The following is a 25,607-nucleotide window of genomic DNA, read 5'->3' on the forward strand; positions in this document are numbered from 1 at the left end:
CTTACCGGCCCCATAACAGGCCGGATAGAAGGCGGGGTGGTTTATTCGCTACTCGGCCGCCGCCGACATATCGAGCTCGTGAAATTCACCGCGATAGGGCCGCGCCGTCGGCGGCAATTCGCGCTTGAGGAAATAATCCTCGTACCGCAGCTGCTTCAGCAGCACCGGCCAGACCTCGCGATAGGCATGCCACATGGACGGGTTCGCCGCCGGCAGGTCGTGCTTGACCAGCTCGTGCAGCCTCGGCAGCGCATGGTAGGGCACCATCGGAAACATGTGATGCTCGACGTGGTAATTCATGTTCCAGTAGATGAAGCGGCTGACCGGGTTCATGTAGACGGTGCGCGTGTTCAGCCGGTGGTCGACGACATTGTCGGCCAACCCGATATGCTGGAGCAGGCCGGTCAGAACCATGTGCCAGCTGCCATAAAAACGCGGCAGGCCGATCAGCACCAGCGGCAGCCATGAACCCAGCGCGATCGCGAGGGCGATCGTCGCAACGTACACGGCGACATGCCAGCGCGCCGCCGTGATGGCCTTGCCCTGTTCGGTCTCAGGAATGTAGCTCTTTTCGTCGTCCGACAGCTTGCCCAACGCCTGGCGCGCCAGGATCGGCAGCGAATAACGGAAATCGAGAATGCCGGTGAAGGCAAGCGCCGCCTTGACCAGATTTGGCGGCCGCATTACCGCGATCTCGGCGTCACGGCCGACGATGATCGTGTCGGTGTGATGCCGCGCATGGCTCCAGCGCCATTGCACCGGATTGCGCACCACCATGAAGCTGGCGATTTCGTAGATCGCATCGTTCATCCAGCGTGTGCGGAAGGCGGTGCCATGGCCGCATTCGTGCCAGCGCGAGTCGCTCGACGATCCATAGAGCACGCCATAGACGAGCAGGAACGGCACCACCCACCACGTGCCCCAGAACCACACGATGCCGGCGGCCGAGCCCAGGATGGCTGCGATCCAGATCACTGTATCGCGGATCGCCGGCCCGTCGGAGCGCTGCATCATTTCCTTCATTGCCTTGCGCGGCACGTCGGTGTGATACCACTCGGCCGAGGCCAGCCCGGTCTCGATCGCCCGGCGGGTGCTTTCGCCGACCAGGCCGTAATCGCGCTTTGTCTTGGCCGCCGTCGCCATCACCGTCTCGCCTACCTCAAAGCCCGTTGGCGCGGAACTTCCCGTCGAGAAATGTTTTCGCCCGCGGCACGTCGTCCTCGGTCAGATGCTCGATGATAACAGGGATGTTCGGGTGCTTCTCACTGAGCCGCTGCAGATAGAGATCGTAATTCAGCGATCCCAGCCCGGGCGCCGGCAGCTCGATCTCGCCGACGCCGCGGAAGGTCAGCCCCTCATGCGCGTCCGCGTCGCCGATATCGGCATGCTTCTCGGTCTTGTCGCTGCCTGAGCGCTTGACGTCCTTGGCGTGCGCGATGCGGATCTTGTCGGCCAGCGTGTCGAACACCTGGTTCAGCACCTGGTCCATGCGGTCGATATTGTGCGCCTCGAAATAATTGGTCGGATCCATCAGCAGGCCGAGGCCCGGATGGTCGACCTGCGCGAACATTTTGACCGTCTCCTCGACCGAACCGACGACATTGTTGACATAGGTTTCGAGCAGGAACACCGCGCCATGGTCGTAAGCCGTCTGGGCAAGATCCGAGATCACCTTGCGGCATTCCTCGAAGCCTTCCTCGGTCTTGTTTTTGGGATGATGCACCCAGTCGGATTCGGTGTTGTAGGTGCCGGTCTCCGAGATCACGTAGGGCGAGCCGAAGTCGCGCGCATTGCGGATGATTTCCTTGAGATAGCCGACGCGCTTCTCGCGCTGGGATTTGTCGGGATGGATGATGTTGGTGTAGCCCGAGATGCAGCAGACCGGCAGATTGTGGTCGCGAAACGTGTCGCGCACTGTCCTCGCCTTGTTCCCGGTGATCTGCCCGGCCGTGAGATCGACATCCCTGAAATGCATGTCGAGCTGCACTGTGTTGAAGCCGAGTGCACGGATGCGGCGGGCGGCCTCCGCGAGCTCATAGGGGAAATAGCCGGTGAAGATACCTGCCTGCATCATGATGTGAACTCCTCCCGGTAAGCGATTCAGCCGCCACACTATTCGGCGGCATGTTCAGTCGATCGATATCTCGGACAGTTTGACGGTGCGGCCTTGCGCCATCGAGCGGTAGCCCGCCTCGACCAGTGCCATTGTCTTGACGTTATCGGCGACGGAGAGCGCCGGCGGCGCGCCTGTCTTCACCGCATGCTGCAATTGCTCCATCACGCCGATGAAGGCATGCGGGAACCACATCGTGTCCCAGCTCGGGCTGACCCATTCGCCGCCGGTCGTCTCGGTCGAGGCATAGGTCAGCGTCGAGGCCACGCCTTTCGGCCAGCCGATCGTGCCTTTGGCGACACCCTTGGTGCCGTCGACGCGCCAGTTGATGTGCTGGTCGTCCTCATAGCCCTCCTGGCGCGGTCCGGACCAGACATCCTCCAGCGACACGGCGAGCACGCCGGAGGGAAAGCGCAGCGTCGAGACGGTGATGCCGTCGCTATGCTCGAATGTAGTGCGCGGGTCCTTGCGTGTCAGCGTGGCGATTTCCGAGGGATCGCCGAACAGGAAGCGCAGCACGTCGAGATGATGCACGCTCATATTGGCGAGCGTCAGCCGGTCGTAGTCCTGAAGGAAAGTCTGCCAGTGCGGGATCGCATGCATGTCGATCTGCGCAAAGACGATGTCGCCCAGTGCGCCGCTGTCGATGATCTGCTTCAGGACGCGCATCGACTGGTCGTAGCGCATGTTCTGGTTGACCGAGAGGATCTTGCCTGACTTGGCTGCCTCGTCTCGCAGCTTCACGGCTTCATCGACCGACAGCGCCAGTGGCTTCTGCGCCAGGATCGCCTTGATGTGAGGCTGCTTCAGCGCATGGCGGATCAGCGCCGGCTGCTGGTCGGGTGGAAAGGCAAGGTCGACGATCTCGACCTCAGAATCCTCAATCAGCTGTTCCGGTGTGTCGTGGATGGTCGGAATGCTCCAGCGTGCAGCTACCTTCTCGGCGCTGGCCTTGGTGCGCGAAGCGATGGCGACGACTGAGAAACCGGCCTGCGCATAGGCGGCAAGATGGCATTCGGCCATGATCATGCCGGCGCCGATGCAACCGATCCGGTATTCGCTGGTGCGAACCCTCACATCCGGCTCGAAACCCTGGCCTGCCATCCATTCCTCCCTTGGACGACAGGATATAACGCCATGGCCGGCCCATCAGCCAAGGTCCGCTCCATCAATTCCCATCAGAACCATGACGGGGTGACGGTGCGAACTAGTTTGCAGCAATCAGCACGGTGCTTTCCGGCGACCAGCTGAGCACCACATCCTGGCCTTCCGCCAGCCGGTCATTGCCGGTGTTCTGGACGATCACCTTCAGCGTCTGGCCGGCACGCTCGACGAAATAGGTGCTGTTGTTGCCGGCGAAAATGCGCTTGGAGATCTGGCCCTTCAGAGCGTTGGCATTGGCCGCATCCGCAACTCCGGCATCGGTCGCGATGCGAATGCGTTCGGGACGCACGGCGCAGCTGGCCTTCGTACCGGCGGCAAGCCGATCACCCACCCCGGCGGCGATCGCCGTGCCGTCAGGCAGCCGGATGCCGTTGCCGGTCGCATCGCCGCGAAAAATGTTTGCGTCGCCAAGGAAGGTGGCGGCGAATTCGCTCTTCGGCCGGTCGTAGATTTCCTCCGGCGGCCCTTCCTGCACGAGCCTGCCGTCCCGCAATATGCCGATGCGGTCGCTCATCGTCAGCGCCTCTTCCTGGTCGTGGGTGACGAAGATGGTGGTGATGCCGATCTCGCGCTGGATCCGCTTCAGCTCGATCTGCATGTCGACGCGCAGCGCCTTGTCGAGCGCGCCGAGCGGCTCGTCGAGCAACAGCACGCGCGGCTTGGTGACGATGGCGCGCGCCAGCGCCACACGCTGGCGTTGGCCGCCGGAGAGCTGGTGCGGCCGGCGCTCGCTGAGCTTGCCGAGCTGAACCAGATCGAGCGCGCGCTGCACTTCGGTGGCGATCGTCGCTTTCGTTTCGCCGCGCACCGACAGGCCGAAGGCGACATTATCGGCGACGCTCATATTGGGAAACAGCGCATAGTTCTGGAACACCATGCCGATGCGCCGCTTTTCGACCGGCACCCGTTCGACGCTCTCGCCGCCGATGGAAATGCGCCCGCTATCCGGAAAATCGAAACCGGCGATCTGCCTCAGCAGCGTGGTCTTGCCGCTGCCCGAGGGGCCAAGCAGCCCATAGAAACCGCCATCGGCGAAATCGATGGAGACGTGGTCCAGCGCCTTGTGCGCGCCAAAACTGCGGGAGACGTTCGATACCTGCACGCCGGCCATTATTTCTCTCCGCCGAATTTGAAGAAGCGCGCCGTGAACAGCATCAGCGCCATCGACACGACAATGATGATGGTCGAGACCGCGTTGATCTCGGGCGTGAACCCCTTGCGGATCGCGGCGTAGATTTCGACCGGCAGCGTCGTCTGCCCCGGCGTCGCCAGGAAGTAGGAGACGACAAACTGGTCGAACGACACGGCAAATGCGAACAAGCCGCCGGCAATGACGCCGGGCATGATCCACGGCAGCGTCACACGCGCGGTCACCTGCCACTGGTTGGCGCCGAGCGAGCGCGCCGCCTCTTCCAGCTCCGGTGCAAAAGTCTGCAGCCGGGCCGAGACGACGACGATGACATAGGGCAGCGCCAGCGCGACATGGCCGAGCAGGATGGCGAACAGGCCGCGGCCAATGCCGACGCCGAAGAAGAAGATCAGCATCGCCGTGCCGGTGATCAGCCACGGAATGGCGATTGGCGGAAACAGCAGCGCCTGCAGCACTTTCTTGCCGCGGAAATCATAGCGGAACAGCGCCAGCGAAGCGGCCGAGCCAAGCACCACTGAGATGAGCGTGGTGATGACCGCGATCTCGAGGCTGTTCCAGGTGGCCGCGATCAGCTGGTCGTTCTGCCAGAGCGAGGCATACCATTCCGTCGTCCATTCGAACGGCAATTGGTAGAAGGGCGAGACGTTGAACGACATCAGCGCCATGATGATGATCGGCAGATAGAGGAAGACGAGCAGCAGTCCGATGTAGAAGCGGCCTAGTCCTTCGATTATGCGGGTCGTCATCATCAAGCAGCCCTCCGCAGCACCGGCGAGGCAACCGCCAGGATCACCAGCACCACCGCCAGCAGGATGAAGGAAAGCGCCGCCCCCAGCGGCCAGTTGAAGACGGCGACGAACTGGTCCTCGATCACCGTGCCGTAGAAGGTGCCGGTGCGGCCGCCGAGAATGCGCGGCTCCATGAACGAGCCGACGACCGGCACGAAGATCAGTGCCGCACCTGCCACCAGGCCGGGCATAGACAGCGGGATGATCACCCGCTTCAGCACCTGCAGCCGCGAGGCGCCGAGCGAGCGCCCGGCCTCGATCAGCGAGTCGTCGATTGCCTGCAGCGTGAGATAGCAGGTCAGCACCATATAGGGCACGTAGGAGTGCACCAGGCCGATGATGATTGCGGGATAGGAATACATCAGGTCGATGTTGATCTTGAACGGCAGCACGGCGTTGAGCGCCGTGTCGAGGATGCCGCCCTCGCGCAGCACCATCGCCCAGGAGAAGATGCGCACCAGCCCGTTCGACCAGAACGGCAGGATGACCAGCAGGAAGATCGCCTCGCGGCTGCGCCCCTTCAGCACCTTGGCCAGCACATAGGCGGCGGGGTAGCCGATGACGACGCACCACAAAGTCACTTCGAGGCCGAGCCGCAGCGAAGCGAGCAGCAGCGTCAGGTACAGGCTCTGCGAGAAGAAGGCGGCGTAATTGCCAAGGGTCAAGGCCCACGGCTTTCCCGACAGCGGCAGGTCGGTCATGAAGGAGAAGAATACCATGGCCGAGAGCGGCAGGAAGATCGCCACCGTCAGCCAGAGATAGGCCGGCGCCAGCAGCGGCAGGGCCGATCTCAGCCCGCTGCGCGACGCGACCGCACCCTGTACTGCCATGATACCCTCCTCCCCAGGATTGAAGGGCCAGCCGGCGCCAACCGCCGGCTGGTCCGGACGTGAGCGTTACTTCACGTCAACCTTGAGCTGCTGCCACAGCGCCAGATAGGCCTCGCGCTGCGCGTCGTTGATCGGCGCCTGGAACTGGATGCGCTTGGCCACCTCGGGATCGCCCATCACCTTGCGGTTGAAGGAGTCTTCAGGCAGCGCTTCCACCGCCTTGGTGTTGGCCGACACCGGAGCGCCGACCTTGGTGACCCATTCGACATAGAATTTCGGATCGATCATCCAGTTGATGAAGGCCTGCGCACCTTCGACATTCTTCGAGCCCACCGGGATCGAGAACGCGTCGAGCCAGGCGACGGCGCCTTCCTGCGGAACGACCAGCGAGACCGGCAGCTTGAAATGCGTCTTGGCACGGTCGGCCGAGCCGCTCCAATAGGTGCCGATGTCGATCTGGTTGGAGGCGACCATCTGGTTCCAGTCGTTCTCCGAGCTCCAGAACGTCTTGATCTGCGGCATCAGCGAGGTCAGCTTCGCCTTGACCGCTTCCATATCCTTGATGTCGTTGATATTCTGGCCGGTGGCGATGGCGCCGAACTGCACCGCTTCGACAGCGTCGTCGCGAATGACGACCCGGCCCTTATGCGCTGGGTCCCACATTTCGGCGATCGAGGTCGGCGGCTTGTCGAAGGACTTTTCGTTGATGGCCAGCGCCGTCAGGCCCCACACCCACGGCACGCCATAGACCTTGCCGTCATGGTCGAGCATCGGCGATTGCGCCTTGTCCTTGCTGATGTCGGCATAGTTCGGCAGCTTGGAGGTATCGATCGGCTGGATCAGCTTTTCCGCCATCGCCTGATCGTTGAAGGCGGCGTTGATCATGACCACGTCATAGAGGCCCGGATTGGTGCGGATCTTGGTCAGCATTTCCTGTTCGGAATTGAAGAAGTCGTTGACGACCTTGTTGCCGGTCGCCTTTTCGAAGGCTTCGATCGCCCACGGCTCGTCGGCGCCGTAGCCCTTCCAGTTGAGCACATGCACTTCGGCGGCACTGGCGGCCAGCGTGAGCGCGGAGGTGATGACGGCGGTCGCCCTCAGCAGGGCAGTCAGTCTTGGCATGCGCATGTTCGTTCCTCTCTTGTTTGCCCGCTTGGCGGGTCAGGCTGTCTGATGGGCCTTCTGGTTCTGGCCCGGCTCGCCCGTGGCGGCCTGGCTCAGGAAAGTCTGGATCTCGCTGTCGGTCGGCGCCGATGAGCCGCCATGGCGGGTGACGGAAAGTGCTGCCGCCGCATTGGCATAGCGCGCCGCCTCGAAGGGATGCACGCCGCGCGAGAGTGCACTGACCAAACCGCCGATATGGGTGTCGCCGGCGCCATTGGTGTCGATGGCATCGACCTTGAAGCCGGCAATGGTCTGCGTCTCGCCATTGACCAACCTCACGAAACAGCCCTTGGCGCCGGCGCGGATAACGACGCCTTCGGCCTTTGGGCAGTGGTCGGCGAGCAGCCGGGCGGCGAGTGCCTCGACATCGCCTTGCCCAGCGATCTCGACCGCTTCCGTCATGTTGCAGCTCAGCCATGTCGTACGGGCAAGCACCCGCGACAGGATGGGACGTGGGATATCCGCGATGACCGGCGTTGGATCGAAAACGAAGGGAATGTTTTCTGGCAGCGCCTCGATCCAGTCGGTCAGCGCGTTGTGGCTTCCGAGATAGCTCAGCGTGTAGCCTGACGTGAACACCCAATCATCAGACGCGACCACCACGGGCCTCATCATCTCGAGGCTGAGAATGCTCTCCGCACCGGGCCACGACACGAAGGTGCGCTCGGCATCCCCGGAGATCATGGCGACGCAATTGCCGCTGTCCATGACCGGCGATGGCGACGTCAGCGTTATGATGCCTTCGGCCGCAAACGCGGCGCGCAAAAAATCGCCATTCGGTCCGCTGCCGAGCTGGCCGCCGAACACCACCGTCATGCCGGTGCGGCTGGCCGCGACCATCATGTTGAAGCCGCCGCCGGCGACCTGCGCAAAGCTCGACGCGGTCTTCTCGCAGCCCGGCGCCGGCAAGGCGTCGATGCGGTAGACATAGTCGACGACGGCGCTGCCGATATGGACCAGACGCCCACTCATGCCGCGGCATCCTTGCTGGCCTTTGCCGTGCGCGCCGCGACGAGGTCTTCGGCAAGCGAGCGCACCTCCCCCATATCTATGCCGACGAGCCCGGCAATGTGTTGTTGCGGCAGTTGCGAAAAGCCGACGCAGGCGCCGGCCATGCCTGAGGCAATCGCGCCGATCGTGTCGGTGTCGCCGCCGAGATTGGCGCTGATGATTGCCGCTTGCCAGGGATCGCCCTGCGCGACTTCAAGCACGGCGAAAGCTGCCGGCACGGACTCCTGGCTGGCCACACCGGTGCCGACGAGATCGGTGATGAGCCCGATCGCATCCCGTATGGTCTTGCCGCGCACGAGCTCCTGCGCCCAGGCGATACGCGCGGCGATATCGCCACCAGTCACCCAATGTCCGAGCCGGGCGCCTCGCCGCGCGGCTGCTACCGCGCTGTCGGAAGCGGCACGCCAGTCGCCACCGGCGACGCCGTGGCTGACACCGGCAGCGACGGCAGCGGCCGAAGCAATGGCAATCGACGTGTTGTGCGTGGCACGGCAGGTCTCGGCCACCTTGGCGACGAAACCATCGAGCGGTTCCAGCGGCATCATGATGCCGACCGGCGCGATGCGCATGGCCGCGCCATTGGTGTCGCCCCGGCTTCCCGCCTCTTCCGCCGGCACGCCGTCATTGATGGCGTCGATGGCGCGCTTGGTCGATGGTCCCAGCAGGTCATAGCTGCCGCGCGCCTTGACCTCGCGCTCCCAGTCGAGCAGTGCGTTCACCCAGCGCGCATGGTCGAAGCGGTCGCCGGACTGGACCAGAATGCGACCAAGCAGCAGCGCCTGTTCGGTATCGTCGGTGATGGTGCCGGCAACGAGCCCCTTCGACACCGGATGGTCGGCGAAGGGCGCCACGAAATCCTCGACATGGCCGTATAGCTCGGCGATCCGCGCCGGCGACAGAAGCTGTGTCGGCATGCCGAGCGCATCGCCCAGCGCGCCCCCGACAAGCGCGCCCATGGCGCGATCGAGAATGGTGCTGTCTGGCATCGCTCAAAACCTCATATGCAGCGCGAAATGCGCCGGGTTGAGCAGGCTGGTGACATATTCGATCGGCCGGTCGTCAGCCGCACGCGTCAGCCGGCGTCCGCGCAGGAACGGCGTGCCTTGCGGGCAGCCGAGGATGGTGGCGTCTTCGGCGTTGAGCATCTCGATGCCGACCCATTCCTCGCCATGGTCTGGAATGAGACCGGCGGCTCGCAGCGTCTGGTGGAGCGAGCCTTCGCGCAGACCACGCAGCGGCACGTCCTCCAGTTCGGGCGACAGCGGCAGGCGGCTGCGTTCGATGGAGATCGCATGGCCGTCGCTGGCATTGGTGCGCACCCGGTCGACGGCGATGAAGAACGGGCTTTCGATGCCAAGCAGCGCGGCAAGATCGGCATCCTCGATCACTTCAAGCCGCAGCGTCCGGGTCTCGGCATTGGCGCCGGCATTGGCAAGCGCCCGCGACCAGCCAATGCTGTCATCGACCGGCTTGCCGTCGAAAGTGACGAAGGAGCCGATGCCGACCTTGGTGGTGATCAGCCCACGGCTGGACAGCTCCTCGAGGCCCTTGCGGACCGTGTTGCGGCTGACGGAAAAGCGCTGGACGAGTTCGTTCTCGCTTTGCAGGCGGTCGCCGAAGCCAAGCACGCCGGAGCGGATCTCATGTTCGAGAACGGTGGCGATCTGCTCGGGCTTGCCCGTGCCGGGAGACAGTTGAACCGCGCGCCGCTTCATAAGGGTACCTGTTCAATAAACCTGTATAGTCCTGTTCAATATTGGAGTTGAAGGGCGACGTCAACGATATATTTGGATTCACGCATATGCGTTGTGCTCAGGTGCCCCAGGTTCGCATGGCGACGCTAACGCGTAGGGCGTCCTGTCTCCGAGACAGAGCGGGGGCAGCGCTTCCCTCAGGCGATTAGCCTTGCGCTCACACGAAGAAAAATTCCTCAATCTGTTGCTTGGCCGTCCGCAGCGCTGGCAGGATATCCCGCTCCATCGCCTCGACGGAGAACCGCGCCGACTGCGCCGAGACGTTGATCGCCGCCACGGTCTTGCCTGCGCGGTCACAGATAGGCACCGCGATCGAGCGCAGGCCAAGCTCCAGCTCTTCATCGACGACGGCAAAGCCACCCGCCCTCGCCGCGTCGATGGCCTTGGCCAGCGCGGTGCGGCTGGTGATCGTCTTCGGCGTCCGCCGTTCGATCTTGGCTTCTGCAAGGAAGGCCTTCAACTCATCCGCGCCCAGCCCCGACAGCAGGACGCGCCCCATCGAGGTGCAATGCGCCGGCAGCCTGGTGCCGACATCGAGCGAAACACTGAGGATGCGGCGGCCGGGAATGCGCGCGACATAGACGACATCCTCGCCTGACAGCACCGCAGCGTTGCAGGCCTCGTCGAACTGGCCGGCCACGTCGCGCATGATGGGTGCGGCGAAGGTCCACAGCGAGGCGCCGCCGAGCCAAGAGCGCACGATGGCGAGCAGGCGCGGCGACAGCGAAAACTGCCGGCCGGATTGCGTGGCATAGCCGGTGGCGGTCAGCGTCAGCAGGAAGCGACGCGCGCCGGCGCGGGTCAGCCCCGCCTCCTCCGCCATTTCGGTCAGCGTCATCCCGGCCGGATGCCGGGCCAGTATCTCCATGACTGCAAGGCCGCGCTCCAGCGAGCCGACATGGTCGCGCGTCTTTGCCTTGTCCTCCATGCGGCCTCCGCAAGACAATGCGCCGCCTTGACTCGTCTCGGCGGCGCGATGTAAAAATATCTCATACAAAACAAATGTTCGCGATACGAACTTTTTGAACTTCGGAGTTCTTGGCGATGGTCAATTTCCTGCCGCTCAAACAGGCCGTGGCTGAGAACCTGCATGATGGCGATACGGTCGCCTTCGAAGGCTTCACGCATCTGATCCCGACGGCGGCGGCGCATGAGGCCATCCGCCAGGGCTTTCGCGACCTGACGCTCATCCGCATGACCCCCGACCTGATCTACGACCAGATGATCGGCATGGGCATGGCCAAGAAGATCATCTTCTCCTATGTCGGCAATCCCGGCGTCGGCCTGCTGCGCCGCGCCCGCGACGCCATCGAGAACGGCTTCCCCCGGTCGATCGAGATCGAGGAGCACAGCCATGCCGGCATGGCCAACGCCTACGAGGCGGGAGCTGCCGGCCTGCCTTGCGCGGTGTTCCGCGGCTATCGCGGCGCCGGGCTGGCAGCAGTCAATCCCAACATCCGCTCGGTCACCTGCCCGTTCACCGGCGAGGTGCTTGCCGCCGTTCCTTCCATCCGACCGGACGTGACCTTCATCCACGCTCAGAAGGCCGACAAAAAAGGCAATGTGCTGGTCGAAGGCATTATCGGCATCCAGAAGGAAGCGGTGCTCGCGGCCAAGCGCGCCGTGGTGACGGTAGAGGAAGTCGTCGACAATTTCGACGACCTGCATCCCAACCTCACCGTGCTGCCGCGCTGGACCATCGCTGCGATCTCGGTGGTATCAGGCGGTTCGCATCCCTCCTACACGCACGGCTACTATGCCAGGGACAACGCCGCCTATCTCGAATGGGACGACATCGCCGCCGACCGTGAAAAATTCCAGACCTGGATGCAGGCCAATGTCCTCGAGCGCACGGCGGACGATTTCGCCGGCCGCGTAAAGCATCTGAGGAGCGCGGCATGAGCGGCTTTACTCCCAATGAGATGATGACGATTGCCGCCAGCCGAGCCCTGAAAAACGACGATGTCTGCTTCGTCGGCATTGGCGCGCCGTCGGCCGCCTGCACCGTCGCGCGACTGACGCATGCGCCCGACATCACGCTGATCTATGAAAGCGGCACCATCGGCACCGCGCCCGATGTTTTGCCGCTGTCGATCGGTGACGGCGAACTTTGCGACACCGCCGTCACGACCGTCTCGGTGCCGGAGATGTTTCGTTACTGGCTGCAGGGCGGCCGCATTTCGATCGGTTTCCTCGGTGCCGCCCAGCTCGACAAGTTCGGCAACATCAACACCACCATCATCGGCGACTATGCGCATCCCAAGACCCGCCTGCCCGGCGGCGGCGGCGCGCCGGAGATCGCCACTTCGTCGAAGGAGATCTACATCACCATGGCGCAGTCCAAGCGCGGCATGGTCGAGAAGATCGACTTCTTCACCTCCTTCGGCCATGGCGATGGCGGCGACCATCGCCAGCGCCTCGGCATCGAGACATCAGGGCCGACGCTGCTGATCACCGACCTTGCCATCTGGAAGCCAGATCCGGTGAGCAAGGAATTCACCGTGGTGTCGTTGCATCCCGGCGCAACGCGGCTTGAGGTGCAGGACAGCTGTGGCTGGATCGTAAAGTTCGCCGAGGCGCTTGACGAAACGCCGGCGCCGACGGAACTCGAGCTGACGACATTGCGCGACCTGCAGGCCCGCACCAAGGCGGCGCATGAGGGAAGCGGAAAAGAAAAGGCCGCATGACATGACCGAGGCATTCATCTGCGATTACATCCGCACCCCGATCGGCCGTTTCGGCGGCTCGCTGTCGTCGGTGCGGGCCGACGATCTCGGCGCCATTCCGCTGAAGGCGCTGGTCGAGCGCAATTCCGGCATCGACTGGCAGGCCATCGACGACGTCGTCTATGGCTGCGCCAACCAGGCCGGCGAGGACAATCGCAATGTCGCGCGCATGTCGCTCCTGCTCGCCGGATTGCCGCAGGAAGTGTCAGGCTCGACCGTCAATCGCCTCTGCGGGTCCGGCATGGACGCGCTCACCATCGCCGCCCGCGCCATCAAGGCGGGCGAAGCCGAGTTGATGATTGCCGGCGGCGTCGAATCGATGAGCCGCGCCCCCTTCGTCATGCCCAAGGCCGAGACCGCCTTTTCGCGCCATGCCGAGATCCACGACACCACCATCGGCTGGCGTTTCATCAACCCGCTGATGAAGAAACAATATGGCGTCGATTCCATGCCGGAGACCGGCGAGAACGTCGCCGAGGATTTTTCAGTGTCGCGCGCCGACCAGGACGCCTTTGCCGTGCGCAGCCAGGACAAGGCCGTCGCGGCACAGGCCAATGGCCGGCTGGCGAAGGAGATTACCCCGGTGACGATCCCACAGAAAAAGGGCGATGCGATTATCGTATCGAAGGATGAGCATCCCCGCGCCGGCACCACGGTCGAGTCGCTAGCCAAATTGCCGACGCCGTTCCGCCAGGGCGGCACCGTCACCGCCGGCAACGCGTCCGGCGTCAATGACGGCGCGGCAGCGCTGATCATCGCCTCCGAAGCGGCTGTGAAAAAATACGGCCTGACGCCGATCGCCCGCGTCCTCGGCGGCGCTGCTGCCGGCGTGGCGCCACGCATCATGGGCATCGGCCCTGCCCCGGCGACACAAAAGCTCTGCGCCCGCCTCGGCCTGACACCGCAGCAATTTGATGTCATCGAGCTCAACGAAGCTTTCGCCTCCCAAGGCATCGCCGTGCTCCGCCAACTCGGCATCTCCGAGGATGCGGAGCACGTCAATCCGAATGGCGGCGCCATCGCGCTTGGTCATCCCTTGGGCATGTCGGGCGCGCGTATCACTGGCACCGCGGCACTGGAACTGCGCGAGCGCAGCGCCCGCTATGCGCTGGCCACCATGTGCATCGGCGTCGGCCAGGGCATCGCGGTGGCGCTCGAACGGGTTTGAGTTTGCACCGCCCTCAATACGGCAAACCGACATAGTTCTCCGCCAGCGCGGTCGACGCTGCCTGCGAATGCACGAGATAGTCGAGCTCGGCTTCCTGGATGCGCTGGCCGAGCTCGCCCGTATCGGGAAAGCGGTGCAGCATCGTCGTCATCCACCAGGAGAAGCGCACCGCCTTCCACACTCTGGCCAGCGCCTTGGCTGAATAGGCCTCGAGCCCGCTTGGTGATTTGTCCAGATAGAATTCGCGTAGCCCGGCAAAGAGATAGCGCACGTCGCTGGCGGCGAGGTTGAGCCCCTTGGCGCCCGTCGGCGGCACGATATGGGCGGCGTCGCCGACCAGGAACAGCCGGCCGAAGCGCATCGGCTCGGCGACGAAGGAGCGCAGCGGCGCGATCGATTTTTCGAAGGACGGGCCGGTAACGACGGCGGCTGCGGTCTGTTCCGGCAAGCGACTGCGCAACTCGTCCCAGAAGCGATCGTCGCTCCAGGCGTCGACCTGTTCGTCAGCCGCGACCTGCACATAGTAGCGGCTGCGATGCGTCGAACGCATCGAGCACAGCGCAAAGCCCCGCTCATGGTTGGCGTAGACCAGTTCGTGATCGGCCGGCGGCACTTCGGCCAGCACGCCGAGCCAGCCGAAGGGATAGGTCCGCTCGAAGGTTTTCAGCGCCCGCCCAGGCGCCGATTTGCGGCTGACGCCGTGATAGCCATCGCATCCGGCGATGAAGTCGCAGTCGATGCGATGGCCGACGCCGTCCTTGCTATAGGTGACGTAAGGCGCCTCGCCATCGAAACCATGCAGCGCGACGTTGGCGGCCTCATAGACGGTGGTCAGCCCGGCCGCCTCGCGCTTGTCCATCAGATCGTGCGTCACTTCGGTCTGGCCATAGACGGTGACATGCTTTCCCCCAGTCAGTGCCGTGAGGTCGAGCCGGTGCAGGCCGCCGCCGAAGGCAAGCGAGATGCCGGCATGCAGCAGGCCCTCGGCATGCAGCCTTGCAGCTGCGCCCGCCTCTTCGAGCAACTCGACGGTGCCTTGTTCGAGCACCCCTGCCCGCACCCGGCCAAGCACATGCTCCCGGCTCGAACGTTCGAGGATCACCGTCTCGACGCCAATGGTGCCGAGAAGCTGGCCAAGCAGCAGCCCGGACGGTCCGGAGCCGACAATGACGATCTTTGTGCGCATCAGTGTCCCAGGCTTTCGATCTGTCCGGCGAGTTCGGCGGCGAGCCGTAGCGCAGCCGCGGTCGCTATCGCCATTTGCGGCAAGAGCAGCCATTCCAGCGTCCAGGCAGCACCGGAGCGCTCCTGCTCATGCACCAGCGCCTGGTGCATGCCGGAAAGCTGGGTGGCGTTGAAGCGCGCCAGCGTCACCAGCACTTCCGCCTTCACCGGGTTCTGCTTGTGCGGCATGGCCGACGAGCCGCCGCCGCCGGACAGCTTGATGTCGGTTCCATCTTGCGCCATCAACGCAACGTCCTGGCCGAACTTGCCGAGGCTGCCGGTGATGAGCGATAGCAGCCCGGCGAATTCGGCCAGCGCATCGCGCTGGCTGTGCCATTGCGGCGCATCGCCAAGGCCGAGTTTTGCGGCAAGGGCCGCGCGCACGGCAGGTCCTTTGTCGCCCAGCTTCTCCAGCGTGCCGGCAGAGCCGCCAAACTGCACCAAGAGCAGACGCTTGGATTGCTCCGACAGTCTCTGCTGATGCCGTTGCAGCGGCGTGCGCCACACCGCCACGCGGTCCGACGCCTGAATTGGGATCGCCGGCTGCATGCGCGTCATCGCTGTCAATGCACGGCTGCCAAAACGTTCTTCCAGCCCCACCAGCCGCAGAATGTTTTCAGTCAGCAGCAGGTCGAGATGTTCAATGAGCCGGCGCAGCCGAAGCACCAGGCCAGTGTCGATGACGTCCTGGCTGGTTGCGCCGAAATGCACGCCGGCGTCGTGCGGCGCGCCGACCGCTGCCTTCAACTGGCGCACCAGTTCGGGCACGATCACGCCATCCTTCGCCACACCGGCCCGCAGCCGCGCGGTGTCCGGCTTGTATGACAACAGGACAGGTATAATAGCCGCGGCGGCATCCGTGCCGATAATCCCGCTTTCGGCTTCCGCTTGCGCCAGCGCGCGCTCGAAATCGAGCATGGCGGCGATTTCCGCATCCACCGAAAAATGCCGAGCCGCCTCCTCGTCGCCGAGCAGGCCGGAGAGCAGCGGATGGTCGAAGGGCGATACGGTCATGTCATTGGTTTCCTGACCGTCAGCTGTCGAAGAAGACCGTCTCCTTCTCCCCTTGGAGATGGACGTCGAAAATATAGTTGTCGCCTTGCCGCTCGGCGATCAGCGTCGGCACGCGCACCTTGTGCTCGATGCGGGCCAGGATCGGATCCTCGGCATTGGCCTTGGCCTCGTCTGAGAAATAGAGCCGCGTATGGAGGCCGATATTGATGCCGCGGGCGACGATCCACAGGCTGATATGCGGCGCCATCAGCCGGCCGTCGTCGAACGGCACGCGTCCCGGCTTGATCGTCTGAAAACTGCACAGGCCGGTGTCCATGTCGGTCGGCTGACGGCCCCAGCCCTGAAAATCCGGATCGGCATCGCCGCGCAATTCGGTCGGCGAATTGTAGAAGCCATTGGCGTCCGCTTGCCAGATCTCGATCAGCGCGTCCCGGAGCGGCGTGCCGGTGCCGTCGAGCACGCGGATGCGCAAACCGATGCGCTCGCCCTTGCTGTGGTCGTTGAGCATCGTCGCGCCGAGGTCTGTCGGATAGACGCCGCCGATGCCGCTGAAATTCGGCGTCAGCCCGATATGCACGTAAGGCCCGGCGGTCTGCGACGGACTCTCCTTCAGCCGGCTGAGCGACTGCGCCATCAATTGCCCTCCGGTCGGTTTTCGAACAGCGAGGCGCGACGCCCGCGCAGCACGATGTTGAACTTGTAGGCGCGCGCATCGAACGGGATCGTCGCCTGCATGTCGAGCGCCGCTACCAGCGTCTCAACGGCCGCCTTGTCGCGGATACCGCGCACGATCGGGCATCGCCAGATCAGCGGGTCGCCCTCGAAATACATCTGGGTGATCAGCCGCTGTGCGAAGCCGTGGCCGAACACCGAGAAATGGATGTGCGACGGCCGCCAGTCATTGGGCCCGTTCGGCCAGGGATAGGGACCTGGCTTCACCGTGCGAAAGGCATAACCGCCATCGGCATCGGTGATGGTGCGGCCGCAGCCGCCGAAATTCGGATCGAGCGGCGCGAGATAGCCGTCCTTCTTGTGGCGGTAGCGGCCGCCTGAATTGGCCTGCCAGAATTCGAGCAGCGCGCCGGAGACGCCCTGGCCGCGCTCGTCGAGCACGCGGCCATAGACGATGATACGCTCGCCGATGGCGCTCTCGCCGGGCTTTGCGAAATTGTGGATCAGGTCATTGTCGAGTTCGCCCAGCATGGCGTGGCCGAACACCGGACCGGTGATTTCCGACGCCGTGTTGTCGAAGGCCAGCAGCGCCTTCTGCGGCGAGCGCAGCACCGAAGTCTTGTAGTCGGGCGTCAGCGCCGGCGGGTGCCAGCCGCGGTCGCGCTGGAAGAAGGCGCCGGTCTCGGGCCTGCGGTTCGAGCCGGCATCAGCTGGCATGGCCAGCCCTGCTTCCGTCCATTTCCGAAAACACCTCCTTGGCGATCCTGAAGGCGCGGTTGGCGGCCGGCACGCCGGCATAGATCGCGACATGCAGGAACGCTTCGCAGATATCGTCGCGCGACGCACCGGTGTTGGCGGTGGCGCGCACATGCATGGCGACCTCTTCATCATGGCCAAGGGCGGCCAGCAGTGCCAGCGTCACGATCGAGCGTTCGCGCCTGCTGAAGCCCGGACGCGTCCACACAGTGCCCCAGGCTGCCTCGGTGATCAGCTCCTGGAACGGCCGGTCGAAATCGGTGACGGCATCCTCGCTGCGATCAACATGCGGGTCGCCGAGCACCGAGCGCCTGACGGTCAGCCCGGTCTGGTATCTGGTTTCGTTTTTGGGCAGTTCATCCATGGGTCTGCTTTCTCAGGGGAAGCGCCGCGACGAAATCGCGGATCAGGGTGGTCAGCGCCTTGGGCTGTTCGACGCAAGGGATGTGCGCGGCGTCACGAATGATTTCGAAATGTGCGCCTGGGATCAGATCGGCCAGCCAGCGGACGAGATCCGGCGGCGTCGAGCCGTCCTGGTCGCCAACGACGCAAAGCGTGGGTACCGCGATCCCCTGCGCGGCCTCGGTGAAATCGGCATCGCGCACCGCGGCGCAGGTGCCGATATAGCCGGCGACGGCTTGCCGGGTCATCATGTTCCAGTAGCCGTCGAGCTCGGCGACACGGTCCGCGTGGAAGGCAGGCGTAAACCACATTTTGAGCACGGCATCGGCGATGGCCTGGATGCCTTTGCTTTCGACCGTTTCGATGCGGGTGTTCCAGCTGTCGGCAGTGCCGATCTTGTGGGCGGTGTCGCACAGGATGAGGCCGTCGACGATTTCGGGGCGCCGGGCATAAAACCCTTGCGCAATCAGGCCGCCCACCGACAGGCCGCACAGCACCGCATTGTTCAGTTCGAAATGATCGATCAGGCCCGACAGATCATCGACATGCTCGTCGATCGAGCTGACGCCACCAATGTCGGACAGGCCATGGCCGCGCTTGTCGTAGACCAACGCTGGCATTTCACCACCCAGTTCGGACAACACCTCGTCCCAGATGCGGAAGTCGGTGCCCAGCGAATTGATGAACACGATCGGCCGCGCATTTCCCTTCGCCTTGATGTGGCGATGGTGCAGCGTGATGCCGCCAATGTTGACGAATGGCACGATTTCGATCCTCCGTGTTCACATTGCACAAGGCATTTGGTTTGGTAAAATGATATTTTACGCGGTTTCGTTAACTGCTAGGTTATGAGAACATGTCCGAAAGCCGCATAAGGTTCCGTCACCTGCAGGCATTCCTTGAGGTAGCGCGGCAAGGCAGCGTGGCGAGGGCGGCCGACTTTCTCCATGTCAGCCCACCGGCCGTGACCAAGACGCTGCGCGAACTGGAGGAGGCGCTTGGCATCGCTGTCGTCGAACGCGACGGCCGCGGCATCAGGGTGACGCGGCTTGGCGAAATCTTTCTCGGCCATGCCGGCACGGCGATCACGGCACTGAAGCGCGGCGTCGATTCCGTCCGCCAGGACGGCGCCATCAACCGGCATCCGATCCGCATCGGCGCGCTCCCGACAGTGTCGGCCAAGGTGATGCCACGCGCCATAAGCCTGTTCCTGAGTGAAAATACCGGTGCTGCGATCAAGATCGTCACCGGCGAGAACGCGGTCCTGCTGGAACAGTTGCGCGTCGGTGCGCTCGATCTCGTCGTCGGCCGGCTTGCGGCGCCGGAAAACATGACCGGCTTCTTCTTCGAGCATCTCTATTCCGAACCGGTGCTGTTCGTGGTGAGGGCCGGCCATCCGCTGCTGCAGCCGGGCCAGGACATCTTCGCCCGGCTCGATGAATTTCCGGTGCTGATGCCGACGCGGGAATCGGTCATCCGCCCGTTCGTCGACCGCCTGTTCATCACCAACGGCATGACGGCGCCTGCGACCGAGATCGAGACCGTCTCGGATTCCTTCGGCCGTGCCTTCCTGCGCCAAAGCAATGCGGTCTGGATCATATCGACAGGCGTCGTCGCCAACGAACTCTCCAGCGGCGCCTTCGTCGCCTTGCCCGTCAACACCGAGGAAACCAAAGGGCCGGTCGGCCTGACGATGCGGACCGACACTGCGCCTTCGCCGGCCTTCACCATCCTGCTGCAGACAATTCGCGAGGCGGCCAGCCAGAACGCCTGAGCACCTTTCGCCAATCTGGCGCAGAGCGGGCCTTCAGCCGTATTTCCATAACCTGTTGGTTAACGAAACACCGCAAAATATCATTTTACCAAACCAAACACCTAGGGCACTGTGACGATGGGAGGATCGAAATCGTGCCGTTATCGGCATTGGCGGCGTTCCGCTGCCGCCTCAAGGCCTGCCGGGGCGATCTCCGATCTTAAGAACGGGCGGCATCGATTTTGAGCAGGCCGGCGGTGACCTCCAGGTGCCGTCAGGAAAGGGAGGAATACCAGCATGACCTCAAGCAAATCCGGCGTCTCGCGGCGCCAGTTCATCGCCACATCGCTCGCCGGCGGCGCGGCACTTGCGCTCAGCCGCGGCCAGGCATTCGCGCAGGCCGCCGACACGCTGAAGGTCGGCTTTGTCAGCCCGCGCACCGGGCCGCTCGCCGGCTTCGGCCAGACCGACGGCTATGTGCTCGATCTCGCCCGCAAGGCGCTCGCCAACGGCCTCGACATCGGCGGCAAGAAATACAGTGTCGAGATCATCGACCAGGACACGCAATCCGACCCGTCGCGCGCCGGCCAGCTCGCCAAGGACCTCATCAACAACCAGGCCGTCGACCTGATGCTGGCGGTGTCGACGCCGGAGGTGATCAACCCGGTCGCCGACGCCTGCGAAGCCGCCGGCGTGCCTTGCCTCTCCACCGTTATGCCGTGGGAGGCCTGGTATTTCGGCCGCGGCGCCAAGCCCGGCGAACCCTCGCCGTTCAAATGGACCTATCATTTCGGCTTCGGCGTCGACGAGTTCTTCCGGACCTACATCTCGCAATGGAACCTGATCGAGACCAACAAGAAGGTCGGCGTCATGTATCCCAACGACGCCGACGGCAATGCCATCCGCACCCATCTGGCGCCGTTGCTGGCAAAGCAGGGTTTCACCATCGTCGATCCCGGCGCCTACGAGACCGGCACCACCGACTATTCCTCGCAGATCGCTCTGTTCAAGCAGGAAGGCGTCGAGATCTTCAACTCCTTCCCGATCCCGCCGGACTTCGCCGCCTTCTGGCGCCAGGCCGCGCAGCAAGGCCTGATCAAGCAGATCAAGATCTGCCAGGTCGCCAAGACCGGGCTGTTCCCGTCCGACATCGAGGCGCTCGGCGATCTCGGCAACAAGATTTCGAGCGCCGCTTACTGGCACAAGGCCTTCCCCTACAAGTCGCCGCTGACCGGCGTTTCGGGGACCGAACTGGCCGACGGTTATGAGGCCGCCAGCGGCAAGCAATGGACGCAGCAGCTCGGCGCCTCGATGTCGCTGCTCGACGCCGGCTTCGAGGCGCTGAAGGCAAGCACCGACGCCAAGGACAAGGCGGCCGTCGCCAAGGCGCTGAGCACGCTCAACACCGAGACCATGATCGGCAAGGTCGACTTCACCAGCGGCCCGGTCGCCAATGTCTCTCCCGGCCCGATCATCGGCACCCAATGGGTGGCGGCCAAGGAAGGCGGCAAATTCCCGCTCGACTACGTCGTGACCGAGAACGCCACCGACCCGAAGGTTCCGGTCGAGGCCAAGCTCCAGCCGTATAACGGCTGACGGACGGCTACGGGGGTCGCATCGTGAACGGTTCAGCAAACGCCGCGATCCTCCGCGCTGCCGGCATCCAGAAACGCTTCGGCGCGCTGGTGGTGCTCGACGATGTCGACTTCGCCATGAATGCCGCTGAGGCCGTCGGCATCGTCGGCCCGAACGGCGCCGGCAAGACGACGCTGCTCAGCATCTTGTCAGGCGCCTTCCCGCCGAGCGCCGGCACGGTCGCCTTCAAGGGCGGCGACGTGACGGCGCTGCCGGCCACGGCGCGCTGTCGTCTCGGCCTGGTGCGCACGCACCAGGTGCCGAAACCGTTCAGCGGCATGACCACGTTCGAAAACGTCTTCGTCGCCGCGTCGCATGGGGCGGGTCTCGCCCGCGACGAGGCCTATGAAGCGGCGTTGGCGTCGCTGAAACTGTGCGGCATGCTGGGCGTCGCCAACCGACGCGCCGAGACACTCGGCCTGCTCGACCGCAAGCGGCTGGAACTGGCCCGCGCGCTTGCCGCAAGGCCGACCCTGCTTCTGCTCGACGAGATCGGCGGCGGACTGACCGATGGCGAGGCGAGCGAACTCGTCGATACCATCAAGGAATTGCGCCGGCGCAAGATCGGCATCGTCTGGATCGAGCACATCGTCCACATCCTGCTGCAGGTGGCCGAGCGGCTGATCTGCATGGATGCCGGAAAGATCATTGCCGATGGCGAGCCGCAAGCCGTGATGGCCGATCCCGAAGTCGTGCGCGCCTATCTCGGTGGAGGCCCGAAATGAGCCTGCTCGCAATCGAGAATCTGGTCGTCCGCCACGGCCTGTTGCAGGCGGTGCGCGGTGTGAGCTTTACGATCGAGCGCCGCGAAACGCTGGCGCTGGTCGGCGCCAACGGCGCCGGCAAGACGACGCTGCTCAGGGCAATCGCCGGCGCGCATCAGCCGACTGCCGGCCGTGTGCTGCTGGACAGCGCCGACATCACCGGCGTGCCGTCGCACAAGCGCGTCGGCATGGGTGTGGCGCTGGTGCCGGAAGGACGAAAGCTGTTCGTGCAGATGACGGTCGAGGAGAACCTTCTGCTCGGCAAGACCGCCGGCCGGCCCGGCGACTGGAGCGTGGAAAGGGTGCTCGACACGTTCCCCAATCTGAAGCCGCGCCGCCACGCCAAGACCGGGCATCTCTCCGGTGGCGAGCAGCAGGCCACCGCCATCGGCCGCGCGTTGATGAGCAATCCGGAGCTGCTGCTGCTCGACGAGGTCTCGCTCGGCCTGTCGCCGCTGGTGGTCGATCGCGTCTACGCTTCGCTGCAAGGGCTGATCAGCTCCGGCACGACGATCATCCTGGTCGAACAGGACCTCAATCGCGCGCTCTCGGTCTCGGACAAGGTCATCTGCATGCTCGAAGGACGCGTCGCGCTGGAAGGCCCGAGCAAGGGCATGTCCCGCGATGAAGTGACGAAAGCCTATTTCGGCCTGCACAGAAAAAGCGCCGGGAGTGTGCCGGCATGAGCAACCAGATCGTCCAGGGCATCCTGCTCGGCGGCTACTACGCGCTGATCGCCTGCGGCCTCTCCTTCATGTTTTCGGTGATGCGCATCATCAACCTCGCGCATGGCAGCCTGGCCGTGTTTTCCGCCTACGCACTGTGGTGGCTCGCCTCGCAATTCCATATCTCGCCCTTCGTCGGCCTGCTCATCGTGCTGCCGCTGATGGCGGCCATCGGCTGGGCGCTGCAGCGCTTCCTGCTCGAGCGCAGCGCCCGAGGAGGCGCGCTGCTGCCGATCCTGACCACGTTCGGCCTCGCCATCGTCATCGACAATGCGCTGTTCGAGCAGTTCGGCGCCGACACACGTTCGCTGGCGCCCTATATCGGCAGCCTCTCCTACGATTCCTGGGAATGGCCGGGCAGCATCTATGTCGGCAAGCTTGCCGTGATCATGTTCGCCGCCGCCGTCATATTGCTTGGCGGACTGCAGCTGTTCCTCACCCGCACGTGGCTTGGCCGCTCGATCCGCGCCACGTCGGAAGATCCCGACACGGCCGGTCTCGTCGGCGTCGATGCGCGCCGCGCCAACGCCCTCGCGGCCGCCATCGCCATGGTCACGGTCGGTCTTGCCGGTGCCTTCCTCGGCATGCGCGCCACCTTCGATCCCTATACCGGCGCACCTCAATTGCTGTTCGCTTTCGAGGCGGCGGTGATCGGCGGCGCCGGTTCGCTATGGGGCACGCTGGTCGGCGGCATCGTTCTGGCGCTCGCCCAGACGCTCGGCGCGCAGATCCATCCGCAAGGTTTTCTGATCGGCGGCCATGTCGCCTTCCTGATCGTGCTGTTCATCCGGCTCTCCACCTCCGGCCTCGGCCTGCGCGGCCTGCTGCGCCTGCCCGCGAGGAAAGCATCATGAGCTCGGTTTTAAACGCCCCCGTTATCGAGCGCGGCACCTCCGCCTCGCGCATCTCGGCGATTGCGGTTGTCGTCATCATCGCGCTGCTCGCTGTTGCGCCGCATTTCCTGTCGGCCGGCGCCGTCGACCGCATGACCGCCTTGTTCATCTATGTGATCCTGGCGGCGATGTGGAATGCGCTGGCCGGCTTCGGCGGGCTGGTTTCGGTGGGACAGCAAGTGTTCTTCGGCCTCGGCGCCTATTTCACCATCCGCCTGGCCGATGCAGGCCTCAACCCGTTCGCTTCTCTGTTTGTCTCGGCGATCATTGTCGGCGCGATCTCCTGGCCAATGTCGCTGTTCATGCTGAAGCTGAAGAACGGCGAGTTCGCCATCGGCATGTGGGTGATCGCGGCGCTCACCCATCTCCTGGTCAATCTCGACCGGCTGGTGCAAGGCGAGACCGGGACGTCGCTGATCTCGCTCAACGTCTATGACGCCGGCGTCAGGCGGGCGACGATCTACTGGCTGGCGCTGGCCGCGATGACGGCGCTCCTTGCCATCCTGTTTAGCCTGCTGCGCGGCAGCACGGGTGCGGCCATCCGCGCCATCAGGGACAATGAGGAGGCCGCGGCATCGGTCGGCGTGCGCGTCACCGGAACCAAGCGGCTGCTCTTCGTGCTCGCCGCCTTCGGCATCGGCATGGCCGGCGCGCTGTGGTTGGCCACGTCGATCACCTTCCAGCCGAAAACCTACTTCAACGTCCAGTGGACCGCCTACATGATCTTCATGGTGCTGGTCGGCGGCATCGGCACCTTCGAGGGCGCCATTCTGGGTGCGCTGCTGTTCTTCCTCATCGAGACCTGGTTCGGCGGCACCGGCGTCTGGTATCTGATCGGCCTCGGCGCCACGGCGGTGCTGTTCTCGCTGTTCCTGCCGCGCGGCGTGTGGGGAACGCTGGAGGAGCGCTTTGGCCTGCGCCTGCTACCGGTCGGCTACCGGGTCAGGCTGCCGGCAAACGCCGGCGATAGTGACGCGGCGCCTTCGCCGCAACAGGCCGCAACGCATAGTGAAAAGGCGTGACCATGCTGTTCGGCAAGACCATCCTCATCACCGGTGTCGCCTCTGGTATCGGCGCTCGCACGGCCGAACTTGCCGGCCAACGGGCGCTGACGTGATCGGCGTCGATATGCGTGAACCGGCAGCATCGGCCGGCAGTTTCGTCAAGGCTGACATCTCATCCAAGGCCGGCGTCGACGATCTCCTCGGGCGCCTGCCGCAGCGCATCGATGCGCTCTGCAATGTCGCCGGCCTCCCCGGCAACACCGGTGCGGTGTCGACACTGGCCGTCAACTTCTACGGCCTGCGCGCGCTCTCGGAAGGCCTCGCACCAAGACTTCGTGAAGGCGGCACCGTAGTCAACGTCGCCTCGATCGCCGGCTATGGCTGGCGCGCCAATCTCAACCGCGCGGCATCGATGATCGGCATCGAAGGCTTTCCCGATGTGGCGAAGATGATCGCCGACCATCAGGTGAAGAACGAGGAAGGCTATCCCGTTTCCAAGGAGCTGCTGCTGTTGTGGACGCAGCGCGCCGCACATCAGGACCTGTTCAGGAGCCGCGGCATCCGCGTCAATGCAGTGAGCCCCGGCCCGGTCGAGACGCCGATCCTCAAACAGTTCCGCAATGTGTTGGGTGACGCCCGCGTCGACAGCGACATCGCCAGGGTCGGGCGCGCCGGAACCTCGGGCGACATCGCGCCTGTTGTGCTGTTCCTGTGCTCGGACGGCGCACGCTGGGTCAACGGCGCCAATGTGCCGGTTGACGGTGGGCTTGAAGCATCGATCAATGCCGAGGTGCTCGGCTTCTAGACCATGATCCCGAAAAGTGGGAGCCGGTGTTCGGATCAGATCGTGGTCGATAATAGATAGAAAAGACGCTCCACGGCGAGCGAGGGAGAGAA

Annotated in this window: 26 protein-coding genes and 1 pseudogene; 10 read left to right on the top strand and 17 right to left on the bottom strand. The window is 64.2% G+C overall.

The features are described 5' to 3' along the window. Positions 1 to 48 precede the first annotated feature (48 nt). From NKJ57_RS21855 to NKJ57_RS21905, 11 genes are all read right to left on the bottom strand, one after another. Positions 49 to 1,143: a fatty acid desaturase family protein gene (locus NKJ57_RS21855; RefSeq protein ID WP_023736018.1), complete on the bottom strand. Its 1,095-nt coding sequence runs from the start codon at positions 1,141 to 1,143 to the stop codon at positions 49 to 51. A 16-nt stretch (positions 1,144 to 1,159) separates the two neighbouring features. After that, on the bottom strand, positions 1,160 to 2,074 hold the full coding sequence (locus NKJ57_RS21860) for a sugar phosphate isomerase/epimerase family protein (protein ID WP_352512564.1): 915 nt from the start codon (positions 2,072 to 2,074) through the stop codon (positions 1,160 to 1,162). A 54-nt stretch (positions 2,075 to 2,128) separates the two neighbouring features. Beyond that, on the bottom strand, positions 2,129 to 3,217 hold the full coding sequence (locus NKJ57_RS21865; RefSeq protein ID WP_352512563.1) for a Gfo/Idh/MocA family protein: 1,089 nt from the start codon (positions 3,215 to 3,217) through the stop codon (positions 2,129 to 2,131). 103 nt (positions 3,218 to 3,320) lie between these two features. Next, complete coding sequence (locus NKJ57_RS21870) at positions 3,321 to 4,388, bottom strand: ABC transporter ATP-binding protein (protein WP_352512562.1); 1,068 nt, start codon at positions 4,386 to 4,388, stop codon at positions 3,321 to 3,323. Further along, positions 4,388 to 5,176 (bottom strand): ABC transporter permease, encoded by a 789-nt coding sequence (locus tag NKJ57_RS21875; protein ID WP_352512561.1) that lies wholly within the window; start codon positions 5,174 to 5,176, stop codon positions 4,388 to 4,390. Before NKJ57_RS21875 ends, NKJ57_RS21870 begins: the two co-directional genes overlap by 1 nt. After that, the gene (locus tag NKJ57_RS21880; RefSeq protein ID WP_023725441.1) at positions 5,176 to 6,045 is read right to left on the bottom strand and encodes an ABC transporter permease; all 870 of its coding nucleotides are present in this window, start codon (positions 6,043 to 6,045) and stop codon (positions 5,176 to 5,178) included. The genes NKJ57_RS21875 and NKJ57_RS21880 overlap by 1 nt, the downstream gene beginning before the upstream one ends. Positions 6,046 to 6,111: 66 nt before the next feature. After that, positions 6,112 to 7,173 (bottom strand): ABC transporter substrate-binding protein, encoded by a 1,062-nt coding sequence (locus tag NKJ57_RS21885; protein WP_352512560.1) that lies wholly within the window; start codon positions 7,171 to 7,173, stop codon positions 6,112 to 6,114. Positions 7,174 to 7,206: 33 nt separating this feature from the next. Then, positions 7,207 to 8,181, bottom strand: a complete 975-nt coding sequence (locus NKJ57_RS21890; RefSeq protein WP_352512558.1) for a PfkB family carbohydrate kinase — start codon at positions 8,179 to 8,181, stop codon at positions 7,207 to 7,209. Then, complete coding sequence (locus NKJ57_RS21895) at positions 8,178 to 9,206, bottom strand: ADP-ribosylglycohydrolase family protein (RefSeq protein ID WP_352512556.1); 1,029 nt, start codon at positions 9,204 to 9,206, stop codon at positions 8,178 to 8,180. The genes NKJ57_RS21890 and NKJ57_RS21895 overlap by 4 nt, the downstream gene beginning before the upstream one ends. A 3-nt stretch (positions 9,207 to 9,209) precedes the next feature. Continuing rightward, complete coding sequence (locus NKJ57_RS21900; protein WP_352512554.1) at positions 9,210 to 9,935, bottom strand: GntR family transcriptional regulator; 726 nt, start codon at positions 9,933 to 9,935, stop codon at positions 9,210 to 9,212. A 196-nt stretch (positions 9,936 to 10,131) separates the two neighbouring features. After that, complete coding sequence (locus NKJ57_RS21905; RefSeq protein WP_352512552.1) at positions 10,132 to 10,902, bottom strand: IclR family transcriptional regulator domain-containing protein; 771 nt, start codon at positions 10,900 to 10,902, stop codon at positions 10,132 to 10,134. Between the two features lie 116 nt (positions 10,903 to 11,018). Here NKJ57_RS21905 and NKJ57_RS21910 point away from each other — a divergent pair, with 116 nt between their 5' ends. Genes NKJ57_RS21910 through pcaF form a run of 3 tightly spaced genes read left to right on the top strand, consistent with a single transcriptional unit; the run spans position 11,019 to position 13,868 of the window. Next, positions 11,019 to 11,876 (top strand): CoA transferase subunit A, encoded by an 858-nt coding sequence (locus NKJ57_RS21910; RefSeq protein ID WP_023685266.1) that lies wholly within the window; start codon positions 11,019 to 11,021, stop codon positions 11,874 to 11,876. Continuing rightward, positions 11,873 to 12,661, top strand: a complete 789-nt coding sequence (locus tag NKJ57_RS21915; RefSeq protein WP_352512551.1) for a CoA-transferase subunit beta — start codon at positions 11,873 to 11,875, stop codon at positions 12,659 to 12,661. The genes NKJ57_RS21910 and NKJ57_RS21915 overlap by 4 nt, the downstream gene beginning before the upstream one ends. A gap of 1 nt (position 12,662) precedes the next feature. Then, a complete protein-coding gene (gene pcaF, locus NKJ57_RS21920) occupies positions 12,663 to 13,868 on the top strand; it encodes a 3-oxoadipyl-CoA thiolase (protein WP_023712109.1) in 1,206 nt (401 codons plus the stop codon). Positions 13,869 to 13,881: 13 nt separating this feature from the next. Here pcaF and pobA read toward each other — a convergent pair whose 3' ends face one another. Genes pobA through pcaD form a run of 6 tightly spaced genes read right to left on the bottom strand, consistent with a single transcriptional unit; the run spans position 13,882 to position 18,700 of the window. Next, positions 13,882 to 15,054 (bottom strand): 4-hydroxybenzoate 3-monooxygenase, encoded by a 1,173-nt coding sequence (gene pobA, locus NKJ57_RS21925; protein ID WP_352512550.1) that lies wholly within the window; start codon positions 15,052 to 15,054, stop codon positions 13,882 to 13,884. After that, positions 15,054 to 16,106 carry a 3-carboxy-cis,cis-muconate cycloisomerase gene (locus tag NKJ57_RS21930; RefSeq protein WP_352512548.1) on the bottom strand — a complete coding sequence of 351 codons (1,053 nt, stop codon included), beginning with the start codon at positions 16,104 to 16,106 and terminating at the stop codon, positions 15,054 to 15,056. Before NKJ57_RS21930 ends, pobA begins: the two co-directional genes overlap by 1 nt. A 19-nt stretch (positions 16,107 to 16,125) precedes the next feature. Beyond that, positions 16,126 to 16,740: a protocatechuate 3,4-dioxygenase subunit alpha gene (pcaG, locus tag NKJ57_RS21935; protein WP_352512547.1), complete on the bottom strand. Its 615-nt coding sequence runs from the start codon at positions 16,738 to 16,740 to the stop codon at positions 16,126 to 16,128. Beyond that, positions 16,740 to 17,495: a protocatechuate 3,4-dioxygenase subunit beta gene (gene pcaH, locus NKJ57_RS21940; RefSeq protein WP_352512546.1), complete on the bottom strand. Its 756-nt coding sequence runs from the start codon at positions 17,493 to 17,495 to the stop codon at positions 16,740 to 16,742. Before pcaH ends, pcaG begins: the two co-directional genes overlap by 1 nt. Continuing rightward, a complete protein-coding gene (gene pcaC, locus NKJ57_RS21945) occupies positions 17,485 to 17,898 on the bottom strand; it encodes a 4-carboxymuconolactone decarboxylase (protein WP_023714835.1) in 414 nt (137 codons plus the stop codon). Before pcaC ends, pcaH begins: the two co-directional genes overlap by 11 nt. Then, positions 17,891 to 18,700 (bottom strand): 3-oxoadipate enol-lactonase, encoded by an 810-nt coding sequence (gene pcaD, locus NKJ57_RS21950; RefSeq protein ID WP_023691336.1) that lies wholly within the window; start codon positions 18,698 to 18,700, stop codon positions 17,891 to 17,893. The genes pcaC and pcaD overlap by 8 nt, the downstream gene beginning before the upstream one ends. A 92-nt stretch (positions 18,701 to 18,792) precedes the next feature. On the opposite strand from pcaD, the gene pcaQ reads away from it, so the two are divergent. The 7 genes and pseudogenes from pcaQ (at position 18,793) to NKJ57_RS21985 (ending at position 25,515) form a co-directional block, all read left to right on the top strand. Beyond that, a complete protein-coding gene (gene pcaQ / locus NKJ57_RS21955) occupies positions 18,793 to 19,710 on the top strand; it encodes a pca operon transcription factor PcaQ (RefSeq protein WP_023685275.1) in 918 nt (305 codons plus the stop codon). A 276-nt stretch (positions 19,711 to 19,986) separates the two neighbouring features. Continuing rightward, entirely contained in the window at positions 19,987 to 21,285 is a 1,299-nt protein-coding gene (locus NKJ57_RS21960) for an ABC transporter substrate-binding protein (protein WP_023739488.1), read from the top strand. Between the two features lie 89 nt (positions 21,286 to 21,374). Continuing rightward, complete coding sequence (locus tag NKJ57_RS21965) at positions 21,375 to 22,049, top strand: ABC transporter ATP-binding protein (protein ID WP_444848975.1); 675 nt, start codon at positions 21,375 to 21,377, stop codon at positions 22,047 to 22,049. Beyond that, positions 22,046 to 22,774 carry an ABC transporter ATP-binding protein gene (locus tag NKJ57_RS21970; protein WP_023696244.1) on the top strand — a complete coding sequence of 243 codons (729 nt, stop codon included), beginning with the start codon at positions 22,046 to 22,048 and terminating at the stop codon, positions 22,772 to 22,774. Before NKJ57_RS21965 ends, NKJ57_RS21970 begins: the two co-directional genes overlap by 4 nt. Beyond that, positions 22,771 to 23,667 (top strand): branched-chain amino acid ABC transporter permease, encoded by an 897-nt coding sequence (locus NKJ57_RS21975; RefSeq protein WP_023829185.1) that lies wholly within the window; start codon positions 22,771 to 22,773, stop codon positions 23,665 to 23,667. Before NKJ57_RS21970 ends, NKJ57_RS21975 begins: the two co-directional genes overlap by 4 nt. Continuing rightward, positions 23,664 to 24,728, top strand: a complete 1,065-nt coding sequence (locus NKJ57_RS21980) for a branched-chain amino acid ABC transporter permease (RefSeq protein WP_352512544.1) — start codon at positions 23,664 to 23,666, stop codon at positions 24,726 to 24,728. Before NKJ57_RS21975 ends, NKJ57_RS21980 begins: the two co-directional genes overlap by 4 nt. Before the next feature lie 2 nt (positions 24,729 to 24,730). Then, positions 24,731 to 25,515 (top strand): annotated as a pseudogene (locus NKJ57_RS21985) (coniferyl-alcohol dehydrogenase). Positions 25,516 to 25,607: the final 92 nt, after the last annotated feature.

The sequence above is a fragment of the Mesorhizobium sp. M0077 genome (assembly GCF_040322955.1).
GTDB lineage: Bacteria > Pseudomonadota > Alphaproteobacteria > Rhizobiales > Rhizobiaceae > Mesorhizobium.

Excerpts from the sequence above, each read along its gene's own strand:
- NKJ57_RS21875 (WP_352512561.1), bottom strand. The coding sequence starts at position 5,176 with ATGATGACGACCCGCATAATCGAAGGACTAGGCCGCTTCTACATCGGA.
- NKJ57_RS21865 (WP_352512563.1), bottom strand. The coding sequence starts at position 3,217 with ATGGCAGGCCAGGGTTTCGAGCCGGATGTGAGGGTTCGCACCAGCGAA.
- NKJ57_RS21890 (WP_352512558.1), bottom strand. The coding sequence starts at position 8,181 with ATGAGTGGGCGTCTGGTCCATATCGGCAGCGCCGTCGTCGACTATGTC.
- NKJ57_RS21900 (WP_352512554.1), bottom strand. The coding sequence starts at position 9,935 with ATGAAGCGGCGCGCGGTTCAACTGTCTCCCGGCACGGGCAAGCCCGAG.
- NKJ57_RS21880 (WP_023725441.1), bottom strand. The coding sequence starts at position 6,045 with ATGGCAGTACAGGGTGCGGTCGCGTCGCGCAGCGGGCTGAGATCGGCC.
- pcaH (WP_352512546.1), bottom strand. The coding sequence starts at position 17,495 with ATGCCAGCTGATGCCGGCTCGAACCGCAGGCCCGAGACCGGCGCCTTC.
- pcaC (WP_023714835.1), bottom strand. The coding sequence starts at position 17,898 with ATGGATGAACTGCCCAAAAACGAAACCAGATACCAGACCGGGCTGACC.
- NKJ57_RS21980 (WP_352512544.1), top strand. The coding sequence starts at position 23,664 with ATGAGCTCGGTTTTAAACGCCCCCGTTATCGAGCGCGGCACCTCCGCC.
- NKJ57_RS21855 (WP_023736018.1), bottom strand. The coding sequence starts at position 1,143 with ATGGCGACGGCGGCCAAGACAAAGCGCGATTACGGCCTGGTCGGCGAA.
- pcaQ (WP_023685275.1), top strand. The coding sequence starts at position 18,793 with ATGTCCGAAAGCCGCATAAGGTTCCGTCACCTGCAGGCATTCCTTGAG.
- NKJ57_RS21930 (WP_352512548.1), bottom strand. The coding sequence starts at position 16,106 with ATGACCGTATCGCCCTTCGACCATCCGCTGCTCTCCGGCCTGCTCGGC.
- NKJ57_RS21895 (WP_352512556.1), bottom strand. The coding sequence starts at position 9,206 with ATGCCAGACAGCACCATTCTCGATCGCGCCATGGGCGCGCTTGTCGGG.
- NKJ57_RS21860 (WP_352512564.1), bottom strand. The coding sequence starts at position 2,074 with ATGATGCAGGCAGGTATCTTCACCGGCTATTTCCCCTATGAGCTCGCG.
- pobA (WP_352512550.1), bottom strand. The coding sequence starts at position 15,054 with ATGCGCACAAAGATCGTCATTGTCGGCTCCGGACCGTCCGGGCTGCTG.
- NKJ57_RS21960 (WP_023739488.1), top strand. The coding sequence starts at position 19,987 with ATGACCTCAAGCAAATCCGGCGTCTCGCGGCGCCAGTTCATCGCCACA.
- NKJ57_RS21885 (WP_352512560.1), bottom strand. The coding sequence starts at position 7,173 with ATGCGCATGCCAAGACTGACTGCCCTGCTGAGGGCGACCGCCGTCATC.
- NKJ57_RS21970 (WP_023696244.1), top strand. The coding sequence starts at position 22,046 with ATGAGCCTGCTCGCAATCGAGAATCTGGTCGTCCGCCACGGCCTGTTG.
- pcaF (WP_023712109.1), top strand. The coding sequence starts at position 12,663 with ATGACCGAGGCATTCATCTGCGATTACATCCGCACCCCGATCGGCCGT.
- NKJ57_RS21915 (WP_352512551.1), top strand. The coding sequence starts at position 11,873 with ATGAGCGGCTTTACTCCCAATGAGATGATGACGATTGCCGCCAGCCGA.
- NKJ57_RS21975 (WP_023829185.1), top strand. The coding sequence starts at position 22,771 with ATGAGCAACCAGATCGTCCAGGGCATCCTGCTCGGCGGCTACTACGCG.
- NKJ57_RS21910 (WP_023685266.1), top strand. The coding sequence starts at position 11,019 with ATGGTCAATTTCCTGCCGCTCAAACAGGCCGTGGCTGAGAACCTGCAT.
- pcaG (WP_352512547.1), bottom strand. The coding sequence starts at position 16,740 with ATGGCGCAGTCGCTCAGCCGGCTGAAGGAGAGTCCGTCGCAGACCGCC.
- NKJ57_RS21870 (WP_352512562.1), bottom strand. The coding sequence starts at position 4,388 with ATGGCCGGCGTGCAGGTATCGAACGTCTCCCGCAGTTTTGGCGCGCAC.
- NKJ57_RS21905 (WP_352512552.1), bottom strand. The coding sequence starts at position 10,902 with ATGGAGGACAAGGCAAAGACGCGCGACCATGTCGGCTCGCTGGAGCGC.